Genomic DNA, 14,789 nt, shown 5'->3' on the forward strand with positions numbered 1-14,789 from the left:
CTCAGACCCCCGCACCGGCGAGCTCGGCGGCGCGCTCGGCCGCTCCATCCATGGTGTCCACCCGCTGCACGAGCGGGTTGGCGGCGGCGTCGAGGATCGCCCGGCCCGCCTCGGCGTTGTTGCCGTCGAGCCGTACGACCAGCGGCTTGGTCACGCTCTCGCCGCGCTGCTCCAGCAGGGCGAGCGCCTGGATGATGCCGTTGGCGACCTCGTCGCAGGCGGTGATGCCGCCGAAGACGTTCACGAAGACGCTCTTGACCGCCGGGTCGGACAGCACGATCTCGAGCCCGTTGGCCATGACCGCGGCGCTGGCGCCGCCGCCGATGTCGAGGAAGTTGGCCGGCTTGACCCCGCCGTGCTTCTCCCCGGCGTACGCGACCACGTCGAGCGTGGACATGACCAGGCCCGCGCCGTTGCCGATGATGCCGACCTCGCCGTCGAGCTTGACGTAGTTGAGGTCCTTCTCCTTGGCCCGCTGCTCCAGCGGGTCGACGCTGCCCTGGTCGACCAGTGCCTCGTGGTCGGGGTGGCGGAAGGCGGCGTTCTCGTCGAGCGTCACCTTCGCGTCGAGGCAGAGCACGTTGCCCTCGGACGTACGGGCCAGCGGGTTGACCTCCACCAGCGTGGCGTCCTCGGCGACGAACGCCTGCCACAGCTTGACCGCGATGTCGGTCACCTGGTCGGCGACCTCGGCCGGGAACCCACCCTTGGCGACGATCTCGCGGGCCAGCGCCTCGTCGACACCACGGTTGGCGTCGATGGCGACCTTGGCCACCCGCTCCGGGGTCTCCTCGGCGACCTGCTCGATGTCCATGCCGCCAGCGACGCTGGCGATGCACAGGAACGTACGGTTCGACCGGTCGAGCAGGTAGGAGAGGTAGAACTCCTGCTCGATGTCCGCCGTCACGGTCAGCATGACCTTGTGGACCGTGTGGCCCTTGATGTCCATGCCGAGGATGTCGGTGGCCCGGGCCACCGCGTCCCCGGCGTCGTCGGCGAGCTTGACGCCCCCGGCCTTGCCTCGGCCACCGACCTTAACCTGGGCCTTGACGACCACCCGGCCACCGAGGCGCTCGGCGATCGCCCGAGCCTCGTCCGGGGTCGTCGCGACGCCGCCGGCCAGCACGGGCAGCCCGTGCCGGTCGAACAGTTCGCGCCCCTGGTACTCGTACAGGTCCACGTTTACGCGTCCCGTCCTAGTCCGCGCGGCGCGCCGTCGCGCCGTCGCCAGCGTGAAATTGGTTGACGCCTGCCGGTCCCGCATCGACAGGCCATTTGGGGCAGCCTAACGACGGGCACACTGCTGGCAACCGAGCGGGCGCGCGGTGTGCTCAAATGCACACGCCCTGCCGCGGGTACCACCCGTCGCGGGCGGATCGGGCGTACGGCGACCGGAAGATCAGCGGATGAACGTACGACCGGCCGAGAAGTGGACGATGGCGCCCATGATCTCCCGCTCGGGACGGTCGGCGAAGGCCAGCGGCGCCGTGAGGCCCGTACCGAACACCAACTGCTGCATGCTGGAGTCCACCGCGGTGAAGGCGCCGAGGTTGCCGCCCGTACGCGGATCGCGTGGCTTGACGCAGACGTTCTTGTCGAAGGCCCACCGGCGGGTGTAGATCTGCTCGATCGCCTCCCACGGCAGCCACACCGCCTGTCCCCGCGTGGGTCGGGTCTTGATCCACAGGCCGGCCGGACCGACCGCGAGCACCGGTCCGCCGGAGACCAGCAGGTAGACCTGTAGCCCGAAGAGCAGCCCCATGAACACCGCCAGCGCCCCGAGGACGCCGAGGATCGGCAGCACGCTCTCCCCGTTGGTGGACGCCACCAGCCCGAGCGAGCACGCCGGTGCGGCCAGCACGAAGAGGGTGAGCAGGCCGAACTGGAGAATCCGCTTGCCCGCGCTGGCCCGGACGATGAACGGCTGGTCCTCCGGGATCCGCTTGGTGACCGGCACGGGCGGGGGCGGCGGCCACCCCCCGGGCGGGGGCCCGGCCGGGGCGGGCTGCCAGCCGGCGGGCGGCACCGGAGGCTGCTGCGGCGGCATGGTCACGGCGACTCCAGACCTTGGTCTTCGGGGGCGTCAGGCTCGGCGGACCGATCATGACGAGGCCCCATCATGCCATCGCCGGAAAAGTTCTCCGTGACGCGCGTAACCCCGCCGACCGGGCGTCGTTGAGTCTGATGTCGGAGCGCGCTGGAGCGGCCCGGCGGATACGGCCGATGCCCTGTCGGTCGAGGGGTGGCGGCGGGGCATCGCGCATAGAGGGGCCGGACGTGTGAGGGGTGCGTCCGGCCCCTCCCTCCATTTGCGCACCGGGCCTCGCGCCCCGGCCTCGCGGAGCTGTCGCGGTAGGGATCAGCCGACGGGTTCGGTCACGTTGTCGCGTACCCAGTCGACGATCGACCCGGTGGTCGCCCCGGGCGTGAAGATCTTCGCGACGCCCAGCTGTTCGAGTTCCGGTATGTCGGCCTCGGGGATGATGCCGCCGCCGAACACCACCATGTCGGTGACCTCGCGCTCGGCGAGAAGTTCGAGGACCCGCCGGAAGAGAGTCATGTGCGCGCCGGACAGGACGGAGAGGCCGATCGCGTCGGCGTCCTCCTGGATCGCGGTCTCGACGATCTGCTCGGGCGTCTGGTGCAGCCCGGTGTAGATGACCTCCATGCCCGCGTCGCGCAGGGCACGGGCGACCACCTTGGCGCCACGGTCGTGGCCGTCCAGGCCCGGCTTGGCGACGACGACCCGAGTTCGAGAGCTCATCAGCGCAACACCTCTCCAGGGCACCGGAAAACCACCTGAACGAACGGTAACCCCCACGGCCCCGACCGGGGAACCGGGTCCGACAGACCGGCCGCGCCCCGCCGACCGGAGCGCGGCCACGCTCCTGGAAACCCCCTACGGGGGCGGCAATTCATTATTGGAGTTGAATCGCTCACATATACGATACGTAATCATCAATAACACCGAACGCTACTAACGAGCGGGCCTACAAAAGGTTACGAATTCAGGCATTCCATGGCGCACGGTGACAGTTTCGCGTCGCCAATTTGGCGGTGCGGCTTGTGAGGTGCCTAGGGGTTGGTTACCGTGTCCCACGGTTGTCATCCGGTTCTCGCCGGCCGACGACGCGGCCACCAAGCTTTCACCCCCGGTTCACCGATGCCGGTGACGGCCGCCTTTGTTGCCCGACCACGGAGGGTGTGCGTGCGCCAGCGCCTGTCGTCTGAGCCGGACCGATATCGCGGTCGTCGACGCGTACCCACCCCCCCTCGCAGCCGCTACGCGGCGGTCGTCGCCACCGCCTTCGTCGGGGCCGGCGTCGTCGCCCTCGGCGCCGGGGCGAGCCTGCCGGACGCGAAGTCGGTCAGCCCGACCGTCCTCGCAGACCTGGAGGCAGCCTCTCTCACCAGCGAGCAGGCCGCCGAACGGGCCGAGGACGCCGAGCGCGCCTCCCGTGACGACCGGGGCGGCCTGGAGACCTCGATGGAGGACCAGGCCGAGGTCTGGCGGCTGCCGCTGCACGGCTACACCTTCACCACCCCGTACGGGATGCGGTGGGACAAGCTGCACGCCGGCGTCGACCTCGCCGCCGAAGAGGGCACGCCCTACCACGCGATCCGGGACGGCAAGGTCAAGCTGGCCCGCTACTACGGCGGCTACGGGAACGCGGTCATCCTCGACCACGGCGACGGCACCGAGTCGATCTACGCGCACTCGTCGCAACTGCTGGTCCAGGAGGGGCAGCAGGTGAAGGCCGGCGACAAGCTCGGGCTGGTCGGCAGCACGGGCCACTCGTTCGGATCGCACCTACATCTCGAGGTGCATGTCAACGGGACGCCGAAAGACCCGATCCCCTATCTGCGGGATCGCGGAGTGGACATCAAGCTACAAGTCGAAGCAATCTATACCGGCGTAGTCGCCTCCTGACCCTACGCACTGTCCGATTAACCGCCCACTCCGACAAGGATGGGCGGTTTTTTCATGATCACTCTGCGTGAAAGTTCCCTACGCCACACAGGCTCGAGTGACGGACGTCACGCATCGAGGAGCCGCACGTACCAGGAAGTAATACCGCATAAACGGGCATAGCCTGCCGCTCCGGATGCCCACCGACGGCCCCGCTGCCCGATCCCCGCCCTACCCCCTGCCCAGCCCGCCCGCCGGCCAAACCAACATTTCCGGGTCCGCACCACAAGACCACGGAGGTTCCCGCCGTGTCGGAGAGCACCCCCCCAGACAGCAACGCCGGCGACCGCCCCGCCTCCCGGGGGGCTCGCCACCGCCGCCGGAACGGCCGCCGGCTGCCCGGCGCCGGTGACCTGCTCGACAGCGGTCGCAACCTGCTGAAGGGCCGGCGCCCGGTCGTCGCCCTCGCCGCCACCGCCGTCCTCGGCATCGGCCTCGCCGGGGTCGCCGCGGCCGCCACCGGCGGTACGGACACCCCGGCCGCCACGCCGGTCGCCACCGACGCCGGCGACCGCGAACGTGCCGCCGAGCGGGCCGACCGGTCCGCGCGCGAGGCGCCCGCCCCGACGACGGCGCCGGCGCAGGCCGGCAGCCCGCCGGCGGAGGCCCCGAAGCCGCAGGCCACGCCAGCCGAGGAACAGCCGGAACCGAGCAGTTCGGCGCCGGCGCCGGAGCGGACGACGGCGACCCCGGAGCGGGCCGCGGCGCCGGCTCCCACCACCCCGGCGGCGCCGAAGGCCGACTGGGTCAACCCGATGCCGGGCGCCGCCACCACCTCCTGCTACGGGCAGCGGTGGGGCGCCCTGCACGCCGGCATCGACCTCGCCGAGCCGGCGAACACCCCGATCCGCGCCGCCGGGGCCGGCACCGTCACCATCGTCGGCTGGGCCTACGCCGGCTACGGCATCTCGGTGGTCATCGACCACGGCGACAACGTATTCACGCACTACGCCCACCAGAACCGCACCGCGGTCGAGGTCGGCCAACGGGTCAGCGCCGGTCAGGTCATCGGCTACGAGGGATCGACCGGCGACTCGACCGGCCCGCACCTGCACTTCGAGGTGCACCTGGGCATGTGGAACCAGGTGGACCCGGGCCCGTGGATGCGGCAGCGCGGCGTCGACCTCGGCTGCTGAGCCGCGAGCCACCCGCCGGGCCACGGCGCGGCGCGGCCGGCCACGACGAAGGGCCCGGTCCGGTGATCACCGGACCGGGTCCGACCCATCCTGCACGCCGGCCGGGTGCGATCCCGCCCGGCACCAGTCAGAGCTTCTCGATCGGCGCGTGCCGCAGGACCAGCCACATCTTCTGGTCACCGAAGTCGATCTGGGCCCGGGCGCCCGGCCCGTGCCCCTCCACCGCGAGCACCCGGCCCAGCCCGTACCGCTGATGGTTGACCCGGTCACCGGCCGCCACCTTCGGCGCGCTCGGCAGCTCGCTCGCGGTCGCCAGCCGGCTGCCGTCGATCCCGAGCCGGGCGGCGAGCTGCGCCGCCCGCGGCGTACCGCCGGCGAAGCCGCCACCGCGCGCGGCGCCGCCGCGGTCCGCGCCGCCGGACCGCCCACCCACGCCGCCGCCCGTGCCGGACCACGAGGTGTACGACCCCTCGGTGCGCTCCCAGCGCACCAGCTCGGCCGGCAACTCCTCCAGGAAACGCGACGCCGGGTTGTAGGCCGGCTGCCCCCACGCCGACCGGGTGACCGCCCGCGACAGGTAGAGGCGTTGCCGGGCCCGGGTGATGCCCACGTAGGCGAGCCGGCGCTCCTCCTCCAGCTCCCGGGTGTCGCCGAGGGCCCGCAGGTGTGGGAAGACCCCGTCTTCCAGCCCGCTGAGGAAGACCACCGGAAACTCCAGGCCCTTCGCGGTGTGCAGGGTCATCAGCGTGACGACGCCCTGGTGCTCGGGATCGTCCGACGGCACCTGGTCGGCGTCGGCGACCAGCGCCACCTGCTCCAGGAAACCGGCGAGGGTGGCACCCGGCCCGTCCTCGGTCTGTGCCTCGACCCGCTCGGTGAACTCGCGGGCAACGCTGACCAACTCCTGGAGGTTCTCCACCCGGCCGGCGTCCTGCGGGTCGAGGCTCTCCTCCAGCTCGGTCAGATAGCCCGAGCGGAGCAGCACCGCCTCCAGCACCTCTTCGGGCGGGGCGGTCGTGGCCAGCTCGCGCATGTCGTCGAGCAGCCGTACGAAGTCGGCGATGGAGTTGGCGGCCCGGGTGGAGATCCCGGGCGCGTCGCCGGCCCGGCGCAGCGCGGCGCCGAAGGAGACGCGGTCGCGCGCCGAGAGCGCCTCGACGCACGCCTCGGCGCGGTCACCGATCCCCCGGCGCGGGGTGTTGAGGATGCGCCGGATGCTGACCGTGTCGTCGTCGTTGACCACCGCCCGCAGGTAGGCCAGCGCGTCGCGGACCTCCTTGCGCTCGTAGAACCGGACGCCGCCGACCACCTTGTAGGGCAGGCCGACCCGGATGAACACCTCTTCGAAGACCCGGGACTGGGCGTTGGTGCGGTAGAAGACGGCGACGTCGCCCGGGCGGGCCTTACCGTCGTCGCACAGCCGGTCGATCTCGCGGGCCACCCAGTCGGCCTCGGCGTGCTCGGTGTCGGCGACGTAGCCGACGATCCGCTCGCCCGGCCCCTCGTCGCTCCACAGCCGCTTGGGCTTACGGGACGAGTTGTTGTCGATGACCGCGTTGGCCGCGTTGAGGATCGTCTGGGTCGAGCGGTAGTTCTGCTCCAGCAGGATGGTGCGCGCGTCGGTGAAGTCCCGCTCGAACTCCAGGATGTTGCGGATCGTCGCACCCCGGAACGCGTAGATCGACTGGTCGGCGTCACCGACCACGCACAGCTCCGCGGGTGGCACCCCCTCGGTGCCCGACACCAGCTCCTTGACCAGGGTGTACTGGGCATGGTTGGTGTCCTGGTATTCGTCGACGAGCACGTGGCGGAAGCGACGACGGTAGGTCTCGGCGACGTGCGGGTGCGACTGGAGCAGGTGCACCGTGGTCATGATCAGGTCGTCGAAGTCGAGCGCGTGGGCTTCCTTGAGCCGCCGCTGGTAGAGCGTGTATGCCTCGGCCAGGGCCCGCTCGTTGGGGCCCTTGGCCCGTCCGGCGAACTCGTCGGGGTCGATCAGCTCGTTCTTGAGGTTGGACACCTGCGTCGCCAGCCCGCGCGCCGGGTAGCGCTTGGGGTCCAGGTCGAGTTCGCGGGCCACCATCTGCATCAGCCGGCGCGAGTCGTCGGCGTCGTAGATGGAGAAGGTCGACTTCAGCCCGGCGTGCTCGTGCTCGGCACGCAGGATCCGGACGCAGGCCGAGTGGAACGTCGACACCCACATCAACCGGGCGCGGCCGCCGACCAGGGCGGCGACCCGCTCCTTCATCTCGCCGGCGGCCTTGTTGGTGAAGGTGATCGCGATGATCTCGCCGGGGTGCACGTCGCGGGCGGCGAGCAGGTAGGCGATCCGGTTGGTCAGCACGCGGGTCTTGCCGGACCCGGCTCCGGCCACGATGAGCAGCGGTGCACCCGAATGGGTCACCGCGTCACGCTGGGGCCCGTTGAGGCCGGCCAGCAGCGCCTCCGGGTCGTGCCCCGGACGCTGCCGGTGGGCCGCGGACCGGCCCTGGGCCGACGGCGTGCCTGGGGCCGGTGGCGTGTCCTGGGCCGATGGGGAGTTCTGGCCCGATGGGGAGTTCTGGGCCGATTGAGAGTTCTGGGCCGGCGGGATTTCGAAGAGAGCATGCATCGCAGAGCGAGTCTATGCCCGCGGTCCGACATCCCTGCCCCGTGCACGCCGACGAAACGAAACCTGTCACTTCCGGAATCCGGCGTCCGCCGTGGGCCCCGGCGAGGACCGTCCGGCACCCGCCGCCGCGGTCCCACCAGATGGTCGGTTTGGGTTGCGTACTCCGCGCTGAGGTGGGCATACTTCTCAGCGTGATCCAGCAGGCTGGCTTCTACTTTTACTACGGCTCCGGGAGTCCGGCAGCCGTGGGTCACGCCTGATCGAAGACCTACGAAACGCCCCGGGCTCGCGGAGTCCCGGGGCGTTTCGCTTCGGGATTACGACACCCGGGACCTCACCGCTCAGGGAGCACCCGATGACGACGAACCTCGCCACGCAGCCCGAGAAGCCGGGCGGCGACCAGACCGGCACCAACTCCCCCGCCGCCGCCGACCAGATCAGAGAACTGCGCGACCGGATCAACGAGATCGACGCCGAGTTCATCGCGCTGTGGCAGGAACGGGCTGCCCTGTCCCAACAGATCGGCGCGACCCGGATGGCGTCGGGCGGCACCCGCCTGGTGCTGTCGCGCGAGCGGGAGATCCTGGAACGGTTCCGGGAGGCGCTGGGCGAGGACGGCACCCAGCTCGCCCTGCTGATCCTGCGCGCCGGTCGCGGCCGGCTCTGAGCGGTCCCTCGCCCCGTTCCGAACGGGCCGCCGGGCGATCCGCGGCCAGCCGCCGGCCGGTCAGACGCCGGGTACGGCCGACGGAAACCGCTCGGGGGAGCCGGCCAGTGGCCGACTCCCCCGGATACGCGCGTTCCCGTCAGGTCAGCTCGCCGGACTCCGGGAAGTGGCAGGCCGCCAGCGACCCGCTCGGCTTCACGCTCAGCGGCGGCTCTTCGGTGGCACAGATGTCCTGCGCCTTCCAGCACCGGGTGCGGAACCGGCAGCCGGACGGCGGGTTGAGCGGCGTCGGCACGTCGCCCTCCAGCCGGATACGGCCCCCGGTGCCGAACTTCGTCACGTCCGGCACCGCGGACAGCAGGGCCCGGGTGTACGGGTGCGACGGCCGCTCGTAGATCTGCTCACGGTCGCCGAGTTCGACCAGCTTGCCGAGGTACATGACCCCGATCCGCTGGCTGAAGTGCCGGACCACGGCCAGGTCGTGCGCGATGAACACGAACGCCAGCCCGAGTTCGCGCTGGAGTTCACGCAGCAGGTTGATGACCTGGGCCTGGATCGACACGTCGAGCGCGGACACCGGCTCGTCGGCGATGATGATCTTCGGCTTGAGGGCAAGCGCCCGGGCGATACCGATCCGCTGGCGCTGGCCGCCGGAGAACTCGTGCGGGTAGCGGTTGAAGTGCTCGGGGTTCAGACCCACCAGTTCGAGCAGCTCCTGGACCCGCTTCTTCACCCCGCCCGGCGGGTTGATCCCGTTGACCTCGAGGGGCATCGAGATGATGTTGCCGACCGTGTGCCGCGGGTTCAGCGAGGCGTACGGGTCCTGGAAGATGATCTGCATGTCCTGGCGCAGGGCCCGAAGACCGCCGCGCTTGGCGTGGGTGATGTCCTTGCCCTCGAAGACGATGCTGCCCGAGGTCGGCTCCAGCAGGCGTACGAGCATGCGGCCGGTGGTGGTCTTGCCACAGCCGGACTCGCCGACGAGCCCGAGGGTCTCGCCGGGGGCGACCGAGAAGCTCACCCCGTCGACGGCGCGTACGTACTCCTTGCGGCTGATGAGCCCGCCGCGCACCGGGAAGTGTTTGGTGAGGTCCTTGACCACGAGCAGTGGCTCGCGGTCGGACTGCTTCTCCCCGGCTGGCTCGTCGGCCGGCTTCTTGACCAGTGTCGTGTCGCTCACTGCGCCACCCCCGCGGACGGTGCGATGTCTTCGGCGTAGTACCGCTTCCGGTCGGCTTCGGACAGGTGGCAGGCCACCAGGTGACCGCGCTCCTGAACCTGGCGCAGCTCCGGCACCTCGGTGAAGGAGCGGTCGCCGTTGCGTCCGGCGTACCGGCACCGGGGGTTGAACGCGCACCCGGACGGCAGGTTGATCAACGACGGCGGGTTGCCCTTGATCGGCACCAGTTCCGCGTCGGCGTCGCCGTGCAGGGACGGCACGCTGGCGAGCAGACCCCAGGTGTACGGGTGCTGCGGCCGGCGGAGGACCTGCTCGGTGCTCCCGAACTCGACCGCCCGGCCGCCGTACATCACGAGGACGTCGTCGGCGACCTGGGCGACCACACCGAGGTCATGAGTGATCATGATGATCGCGGAGTTGAACTCCTTCTGCAGGTCCTCGAGCAGGTCGAGGATCTGCGCCTGCACGGTCACGTCGAGCGCGGTGGTCGGCTCGTCGGCGATCAGCAGGTCGGGGTCGTTGACCAGGGCCATCGCGATCATCGCCCGCTGGCGCATGCCGCCGGAGAACTCGTGCGGGTAGGAGTTGGCCCGCTTCTGTGGCTGCGGGATGCCGACCCGGTCGAGCATCTCGACGGCCCGCTTGTTGGCCTCGGACTTCGACGCCGACGGGTGGTGCACCTTGTACGCCTCGGCGATCTGCCGCCCCACCTTGTAATAGGGATGCAGAGCCGACAGCGGATCCTGGAAGATCATGGCCATGTCCCGGCCACGCAGCCGCCGCACCTGCTCCTCGGCCATCCCGACGACGTTGCGGCCGCCCACCTCGATCTCGCCCGAGATCCTGGTGCGCTTGGCGTTGTGCAGGCCGAGAATGGACAGGCTGGTGACCGACTTGCCGGAGCCGGACTCCCCGACGATGCCGAGGGTGCGGCCGCGCTCCACCGAGAACGAGACACCGTCGACCGCGCGGACCACGCCGTCCTCGGTGTTGAACTGCACCTTCAGGTCCTTGACCTGGAGGTACGGGCCCTTCGCCGCCTCGGTCGCGGCGGTGTTACCGGAGGCCAAAGTACTCATAGCTGCTCCCCCTGGCCTCAGCCGAGCCGGACACGCGGGTCGATGACGGCGTACAGCACGTCGACGATGATGTTCATCGTCACGATGAAGAAGGCCGCGATGAGCACCGTGGCCATCACCACCGGAAGGTTGAGCTCGCCGACCGCCTCGACCGCCGCCCGGCCGATGCCGTTCAGGCTGAAGACCGACTCGGTGATGAGCACACCGCCGAGCTGGACACCGAGGTCCAGGCCGGCGATCGTCACGATCGGGGTGATGGCGGCGCGCAGCGCGTGCCGGCCGTTGACGGTGCGGTTCGGCAGCCCCTTGGCCCGGGCGGTACGGACGAAGTCCTCCGACAGCGTCTCCACCATCTGGGCCCGGGAGAACCGGGCGTAGCCTGCCGAGTTGATCAGGCCCAGGGTGATCCACGGCAGCAGCAGACCACTCGCCCAGGCTATTGGATCCTGGGTTATCGGGGTATATGACGGGTTCGGTAGCCAGCCCAGGGTGTAGACCAGGACCAGCAACAACAGGAACCCGAGGGTGTAGACCTGGGTCGAGGCGAAGCCGAGCGAGAGTGCGATGGCGCCCCGGTCGAACAAGGTGCCTTTTCGCAGCGCGGAGATCATCCCCAGTCCGACGCCGACGGTCAGGTAGATGACCATCGCTCCACCGACGACGCTCGCCGTCACCGGGAAGGCGCGCTTCATCATGTCGGTGACCGGCTCGCGACCACGGAACGAGTAGCCGAGGCACGGTGCGGGACACTCGCGGACGGTGGTGGCGTCGACGATGGTACGGCCGACGAAGACGCCCTTGACGAAGTCCGCGTACTGCTGGTGGGCCGGACGGTCGAGCCCGAGGCTCTCGTTGACCTGCGCGATCCGCTCCGGGGAGCAGTTCTTGCCGCACATGACGTACGCCGGGCTCGACGGCACCATGAAGAAGAGCGCGAAGCCGACGATCGAGACCAGGATCAACGTCATCGCTCCCAGGAGCAGACGCTTTATCAGGAAACGGAGCATTTAATCAGCACTTTCGGCCGGTCACCGGGTCATCGGTGACGAGCGGCGGGATGGCCGGGGTCCGGCCATCCCGCCGTCGCTGTTACTTACTTACGGCTTGACGAAGATGGTGTTGAGCGTCAGGTGACCGAACGAGTCACTGAGGAACGTCCCGCCGATCTTCGAGCCGAACAGCTCGTAGTTGCCGATGTACCAGAGCGGCACGACCGGGGCGTGCTCCCGCATGATCTTCTCGTCGAGAGCCTGCCAGGCACCCTCCGCCTCGGCGACGGGCAGCGTCTGGATCCGGTCGATCTCGGTGTTGACGTCCTCGGCGTTGAAGTACGCCAGGTTGTTGTTACCGGTGTCGCGGATCGAACGGCCGTCGAACAGGGCCGGGAAGACCGTCGAGGCGCTCGGCCAGTCAGCACCCCAGCCGCCACGGATCAGGTCGAACTGGTTGCTCTTGGTGCCGACCGTGGCGTAGTAGGTCGCCGAGTCCAGCGGGTTCAGCACGATGTCGAAGCCCGCCTTGGCCAGCATCTCCTTGTACAGCGCGGCCCGGTTCTGGTGGACGGCGGTGTTCGGGAAGGCGTAGGTCAGCTTGACGGTCTGGCCGCCGAGCAGTTCCTTGGCCTTCTCGACGTCACCGGTCTGGCCACCGTCGTAGGCGTTGTAGTCCTTGTAGCCGGACAGGGTCGGCGACATCAGGGTGGCGCCGAAGGAGTGGATGCCACCGGTCTGCTTGATGAGCGCGTCCCGGTCCATCGCGTAGTTCAGCGCCTGGCGGACCTTGAGGTCGGTCACCCGCAGGTTGTTGATGTAGAGGTACTCGACGTACTGCGACGGGCCCTTGGCGACCCGCTCGGCAACCTCACCGGACTGGGTCTTCGGCAGGTTGGCCGCCGGGACGTTCGCCCACATGATCGCCGACTGGTCGTCCGGCGCGTTCGCGATGATCCGGTTGGACGCGGTCTCGGCGTTGGTGCCGAACTCGACCCGGATGCCGTCCGGGTAGGCGTTACGGATCGGGTCGGTGGCCGGGTCCCAGTGCGGGTTGCGGACCATGTTGATGAACTGGTCGTACTGGTGCTCCTGGATCATGTACGGACCCGAGGAGACCGGCTTGAGGTCGTAGTCGCCCTTGGTGTCCTTCGCCGCCGGGACCGGAGCGGTCGTCGGCATGGCCACCGCGTACGGGACCTCGCACCGCGCCTTGGCGAAGGTGAAGGTGATGGTGTTGCCCTCGACCGTGACGCCCGGAACCTGCGCGCCGGCCGACTGGAACGGGCCCTTGTAGGTGGTGTTGTACTCGGTGCTGTCGGCCAGCCACTGCTGGAGGTAGAGCGGGCCGTCGCCCCAGTCCGGGTCGAACGAGCGCGAGATGCCGTAGACCACGTCCTGCGCGGTGATCGGCGAGCCGTCCTCGAACTTGAGGCCGTCCTTCAGCGTGTACTTCCAGGTCTTGCAGTCGCTGTTGACGTCCTCACCGGCGTTGGTGGCGAGGTCGCCGACCAGCCGCAGCTTGCCGGTGCCGTCCTCCTTGTAGCCGGTCAGCGTCCGGGCGAACTGGGTCGCGAAGGACAGCGCGTCGGACACGTAGATCTTCTGCGGGTCCAGGTGCGCGAATTCGGACTCGTGGAGGATCTTGACGATGCCACCCTTGGTGGCGCCTTGAACCTCCTTCGCCGGGCCCTGCGACTCGGCGGGGTCGGTCGCGATGGTGCCGGTCTGAACTACAGCCTCTCCGTTGCCGTCCTCGGAATCGGTGGTCTCCGAGCAACCCGTGGCAACCAGAGCGACCGCCAGAACGCCGGCAGAGAGCGCTCCAAGCTTCCGTCGCACGTCTTTCTCCTTCCCTCCTGCCGTTCCGCACCTGGGCCACTCGGCCCGCCACGGCGGGAACGGAAGCATATTTTTAATCTTCTATGGGGGACCGCTCGGACCTACTTGTCCGACTTGGGGTCGAGCGCGTCACGCAACGAGTCGCCGAACAGGTTGAAGGCGAGCACGAGGAGGAACACCGTCAGCGCCGGCCACAGGAAGTAGGTCGGCATCGGCTCCAGGTATTCACGCGCCGCGTAGACCAGCCGGCCCAGGTCGGGCGTCGGCTCGATCACGCCGATGTTGAGGAACGACAGGGCGGCCTCGGCGGTGATGAAGGCGGGCAGCGCCAGTGAGAAGGTCACCAGGATCGGCGCCCAGATGTTGGGGAGCAACTGCCGGAAGAGGATGTGTGGGGTGCGCGCGCCGGCGGCGCGGGCCGCGTCGACGTACTCCCGCTCGCGCAGCGAGAGCACCTGGCCGCGGACCAGCCGGGCCGTCGACATCCACCCGAAGAGCGAGAAGACCCCGATAATCACCGCGATCCGGAACCACCCCGGCACTTCTTCGCCCGGCTCGTAGAAGTAGAGGTTGACGATCGGGATGACCGCGAGCGCGAAGATCAGGAACGGGAAGGCGAGCATGAAGTCGACGAGCCAGGTGATCGCCTGGTCGATCCAGCCACCGAAGTAGCCGGCGACGATGCCCATCACGATGCCGACCACGACGGTGATGACCGCTGCCACCGAGGCGATGAGCAGCGAGGTGCGCAGGCCGTAGACGAGCTGCATGAAGACGTCACGCCCGCTGCCGCCCTGGAGGCCCAGCCAGTGCTCGCTGGACATGCCGCCGGCGTAGCCGAGCGGGAAGCCCTGCCGGTTGAGCTTGTCGCTGTGGTTCTGGGTCGGGCTCACCCCGTAGAACATCTCGATGAGCGGCGCGGTAAGCGCGACAACCGCGAAGAAGACGACGAGCGAGAAGCTGAAGAGGGCCGTCTTGTCGCGCTTGAGCCGCAGCCAGGCGAGCTGCCCCGGCGACCGACCCACGATCCTCCGCTCTTCGGCGGTGGTCTTGGGCGCGTCGGTCGGGGAACCGACCTCCATCGCCGAGCCTGTCATCCCGTCACCGACGGGCTGCATGCCGGGCGGAGAGGTGGTGCTACTCATGGACCGGGGCCTCCTTTGCCGACGAAGGATCGCTTCGTCTGTTCGGCAAAAGCTAGCCCGCTGACAGCGACTTTCGGAATAGCCCAATGCATCGTTCAGATAACAGGTCAATCACTGGACGGCGGTCCAGTTGTAACAGTCAGTCGTTAACCAGTCGACGGGCACATACC

12 protein-coding genes are annotated in these 14,789 nt (G+C 69.3%); 3 read left to right on the forward strand and 9 right to left on the reverse strand.

Annotated features, from left to right (window positions below; genetic code table 11):
* Position 1 precedes the first annotated feature (1 nt).
* The 3 genes from sucC to AB0I42_RS03995 all read right to left on the reverse strand — a co-directional run bounded on the left by sucC (position 2) and on the right by AB0I42_RS03995 (position 2,764).
* Positions 2 to 1,180, reverse strand: a complete 1,179-nt coding sequence (gene sucC, locus AB0I42_RS03985; RefSeq protein WP_357533961.1) for an ADP-forming succinate--CoA ligase subunit beta — start codon at positions 1,178 to 1,180, stop codon at positions 2 to 4.
* A gap of 219 nt (positions 1,181 to 1,399) precedes the next feature.
* Positions 1,400 to 2,053: a hypothetical protein gene (locus tag AB0I42_RS03990; RefSeq protein ID WP_357533963.1), complete on the reverse strand. Its 654-nt coding sequence runs from the start codon at positions 2,051 to 2,053 to the stop codon at positions 1,400 to 1,402.
* 306 nt (positions 2,054 to 2,359) lie between these two features.
* Positions 2,360 to 2,764, reverse strand: coding sequence for a cobalamin B12-binding domain-containing protein (locus AB0I42_RS03995; protein WP_357533965.1), 405 nt, complete (start codon positions 2,762 to 2,764; stop codon positions 2,360 to 2,362).
* A gap of 444 nt (positions 2,765 to 3,208) precedes the next feature.
* On the opposite strand from AB0I42_RS03995, the gene AB0I42_RS04000 reads away from it, so the two are divergent.
* Positions 3,209 to 3,931: a M23 family metallopeptidase gene (locus tag AB0I42_RS04000; protein WP_357533966.1), complete on the forward strand. Its 723-nt coding sequence runs from the start codon at positions 3,209 to 3,211 to the stop codon at positions 3,929 to 3,931.
* A 287-nt stretch (positions 3,932 to 4,218) separates the two neighbouring features.
* Positions 4,219 to 5,106, forward strand: coding sequence for a peptidoglycan DD-metalloendopeptidase family protein (locus tag AB0I42_RS04005; RefSeq protein WP_357533968.1), 888 nt, complete (start codon positions 4,219 to 4,221; stop codon positions 5,104 to 5,106).
* Positions 5,107 to 5,233: 127 nt separating this feature from the next.
* Here AB0I42_RS04005 and pcrA read toward each other — a convergent pair whose 3' ends face one another.
* Positions 5,234 to 7,546 (reverse strand): DNA helicase PcrA, encoded by a 2,313-nt coding sequence (gene pcrA / locus AB0I42_RS04010; RefSeq protein WP_357534134.1) that lies wholly within the window; start codon positions 7,544 to 7,546, stop codon positions 5,234 to 5,236.
* Between the two features lie 526 nt (positions 7,547 to 8,072).
* Here pcrA and AB0I42_RS04015 point away from each other — a divergent pair.
* Positions 8,073 to 8,384, forward strand: a complete 312-nt coding sequence (locus AB0I42_RS04015; RefSeq protein ID WP_357533970.1) for a chorismate mutase — start codon at positions 8,073 to 8,075, stop codon at positions 8,382 to 8,384.
* A gap of 139 nt (positions 8,385 to 8,523) precedes the next feature.
* On the opposite strand, the gene AB0I42_RS04020 is transcribed toward AB0I42_RS04015, so the two are convergent.
* The 5 genes from AB0I42_RS04020 to AB0I42_RS04040 all read right to left on the reverse strand — a co-directional run bounded on the left by AB0I42_RS04020 (position 8,524) and on the right by AB0I42_RS04040 (position 14,619).
* Positions 8,524 to 9,549, reverse strand: coding sequence for a dipeptide ABC transporter ATP-binding protein (locus AB0I42_RS04020; RefSeq protein WP_357534136.1), 1,026 nt, complete (start codon positions 9,547 to 9,549; stop codon positions 8,524 to 8,526).
* 11 nt (positions 9,550 to 9,560) lie between these two features.
* Positions 9,561 to 10,643, reverse strand: coding sequence for an ABC transporter ATP-binding protein (locus tag AB0I42_RS04025; protein ID WP_357533972.1), 1,083 nt, complete (start codon positions 10,641 to 10,643; stop codon positions 9,561 to 9,563).
* A 17-nt stretch (positions 10,644 to 10,660) separates the two neighbouring features.
* Positions 10,661 to 11,650 carry an ABC transporter permease gene (locus AB0I42_RS04030; protein WP_357533974.1) on the reverse strand — a complete coding sequence of 330 codons (990 nt, stop codon included), beginning with the start codon at positions 11,648 to 11,650 and terminating at the stop codon, positions 10,661 to 10,663.
* Positions 11,651 to 11,740: 90 nt separating this feature from the next.
* Positions 11,741 to 13,474: an ABC transporter substrate-binding protein gene (locus AB0I42_RS04035; RefSeq protein ID WP_357533976.1), complete on the reverse strand. Its 1,734-nt coding sequence runs from the start codon at positions 13,472 to 13,474 to the stop codon at positions 11,741 to 11,743.
* 101 nt (positions 13,475 to 13,575) lie between these two features.
* Positions 13,576 to 14,619, reverse strand: coding sequence for an ABC transporter permease (locus tag AB0I42_RS04040; protein WP_357533977.1), 1,044 nt, complete (start codon positions 14,617 to 14,619; stop codon positions 13,576 to 13,578).
* Positions 14,620 to 14,789: the final 170 nt, after the last annotated feature.

Origin of the sequence: Polymorphospora sp. NPDC050346, from assembly GCF_040655695.1 — a bacterium.
GTDB classification, from domain to species: Bacteria; Actinomycetota; Actinomycetes; order Mycobacteriales; family Micromonosporaceae; genus Polymorphospora; species Polymorphospora lycopeni.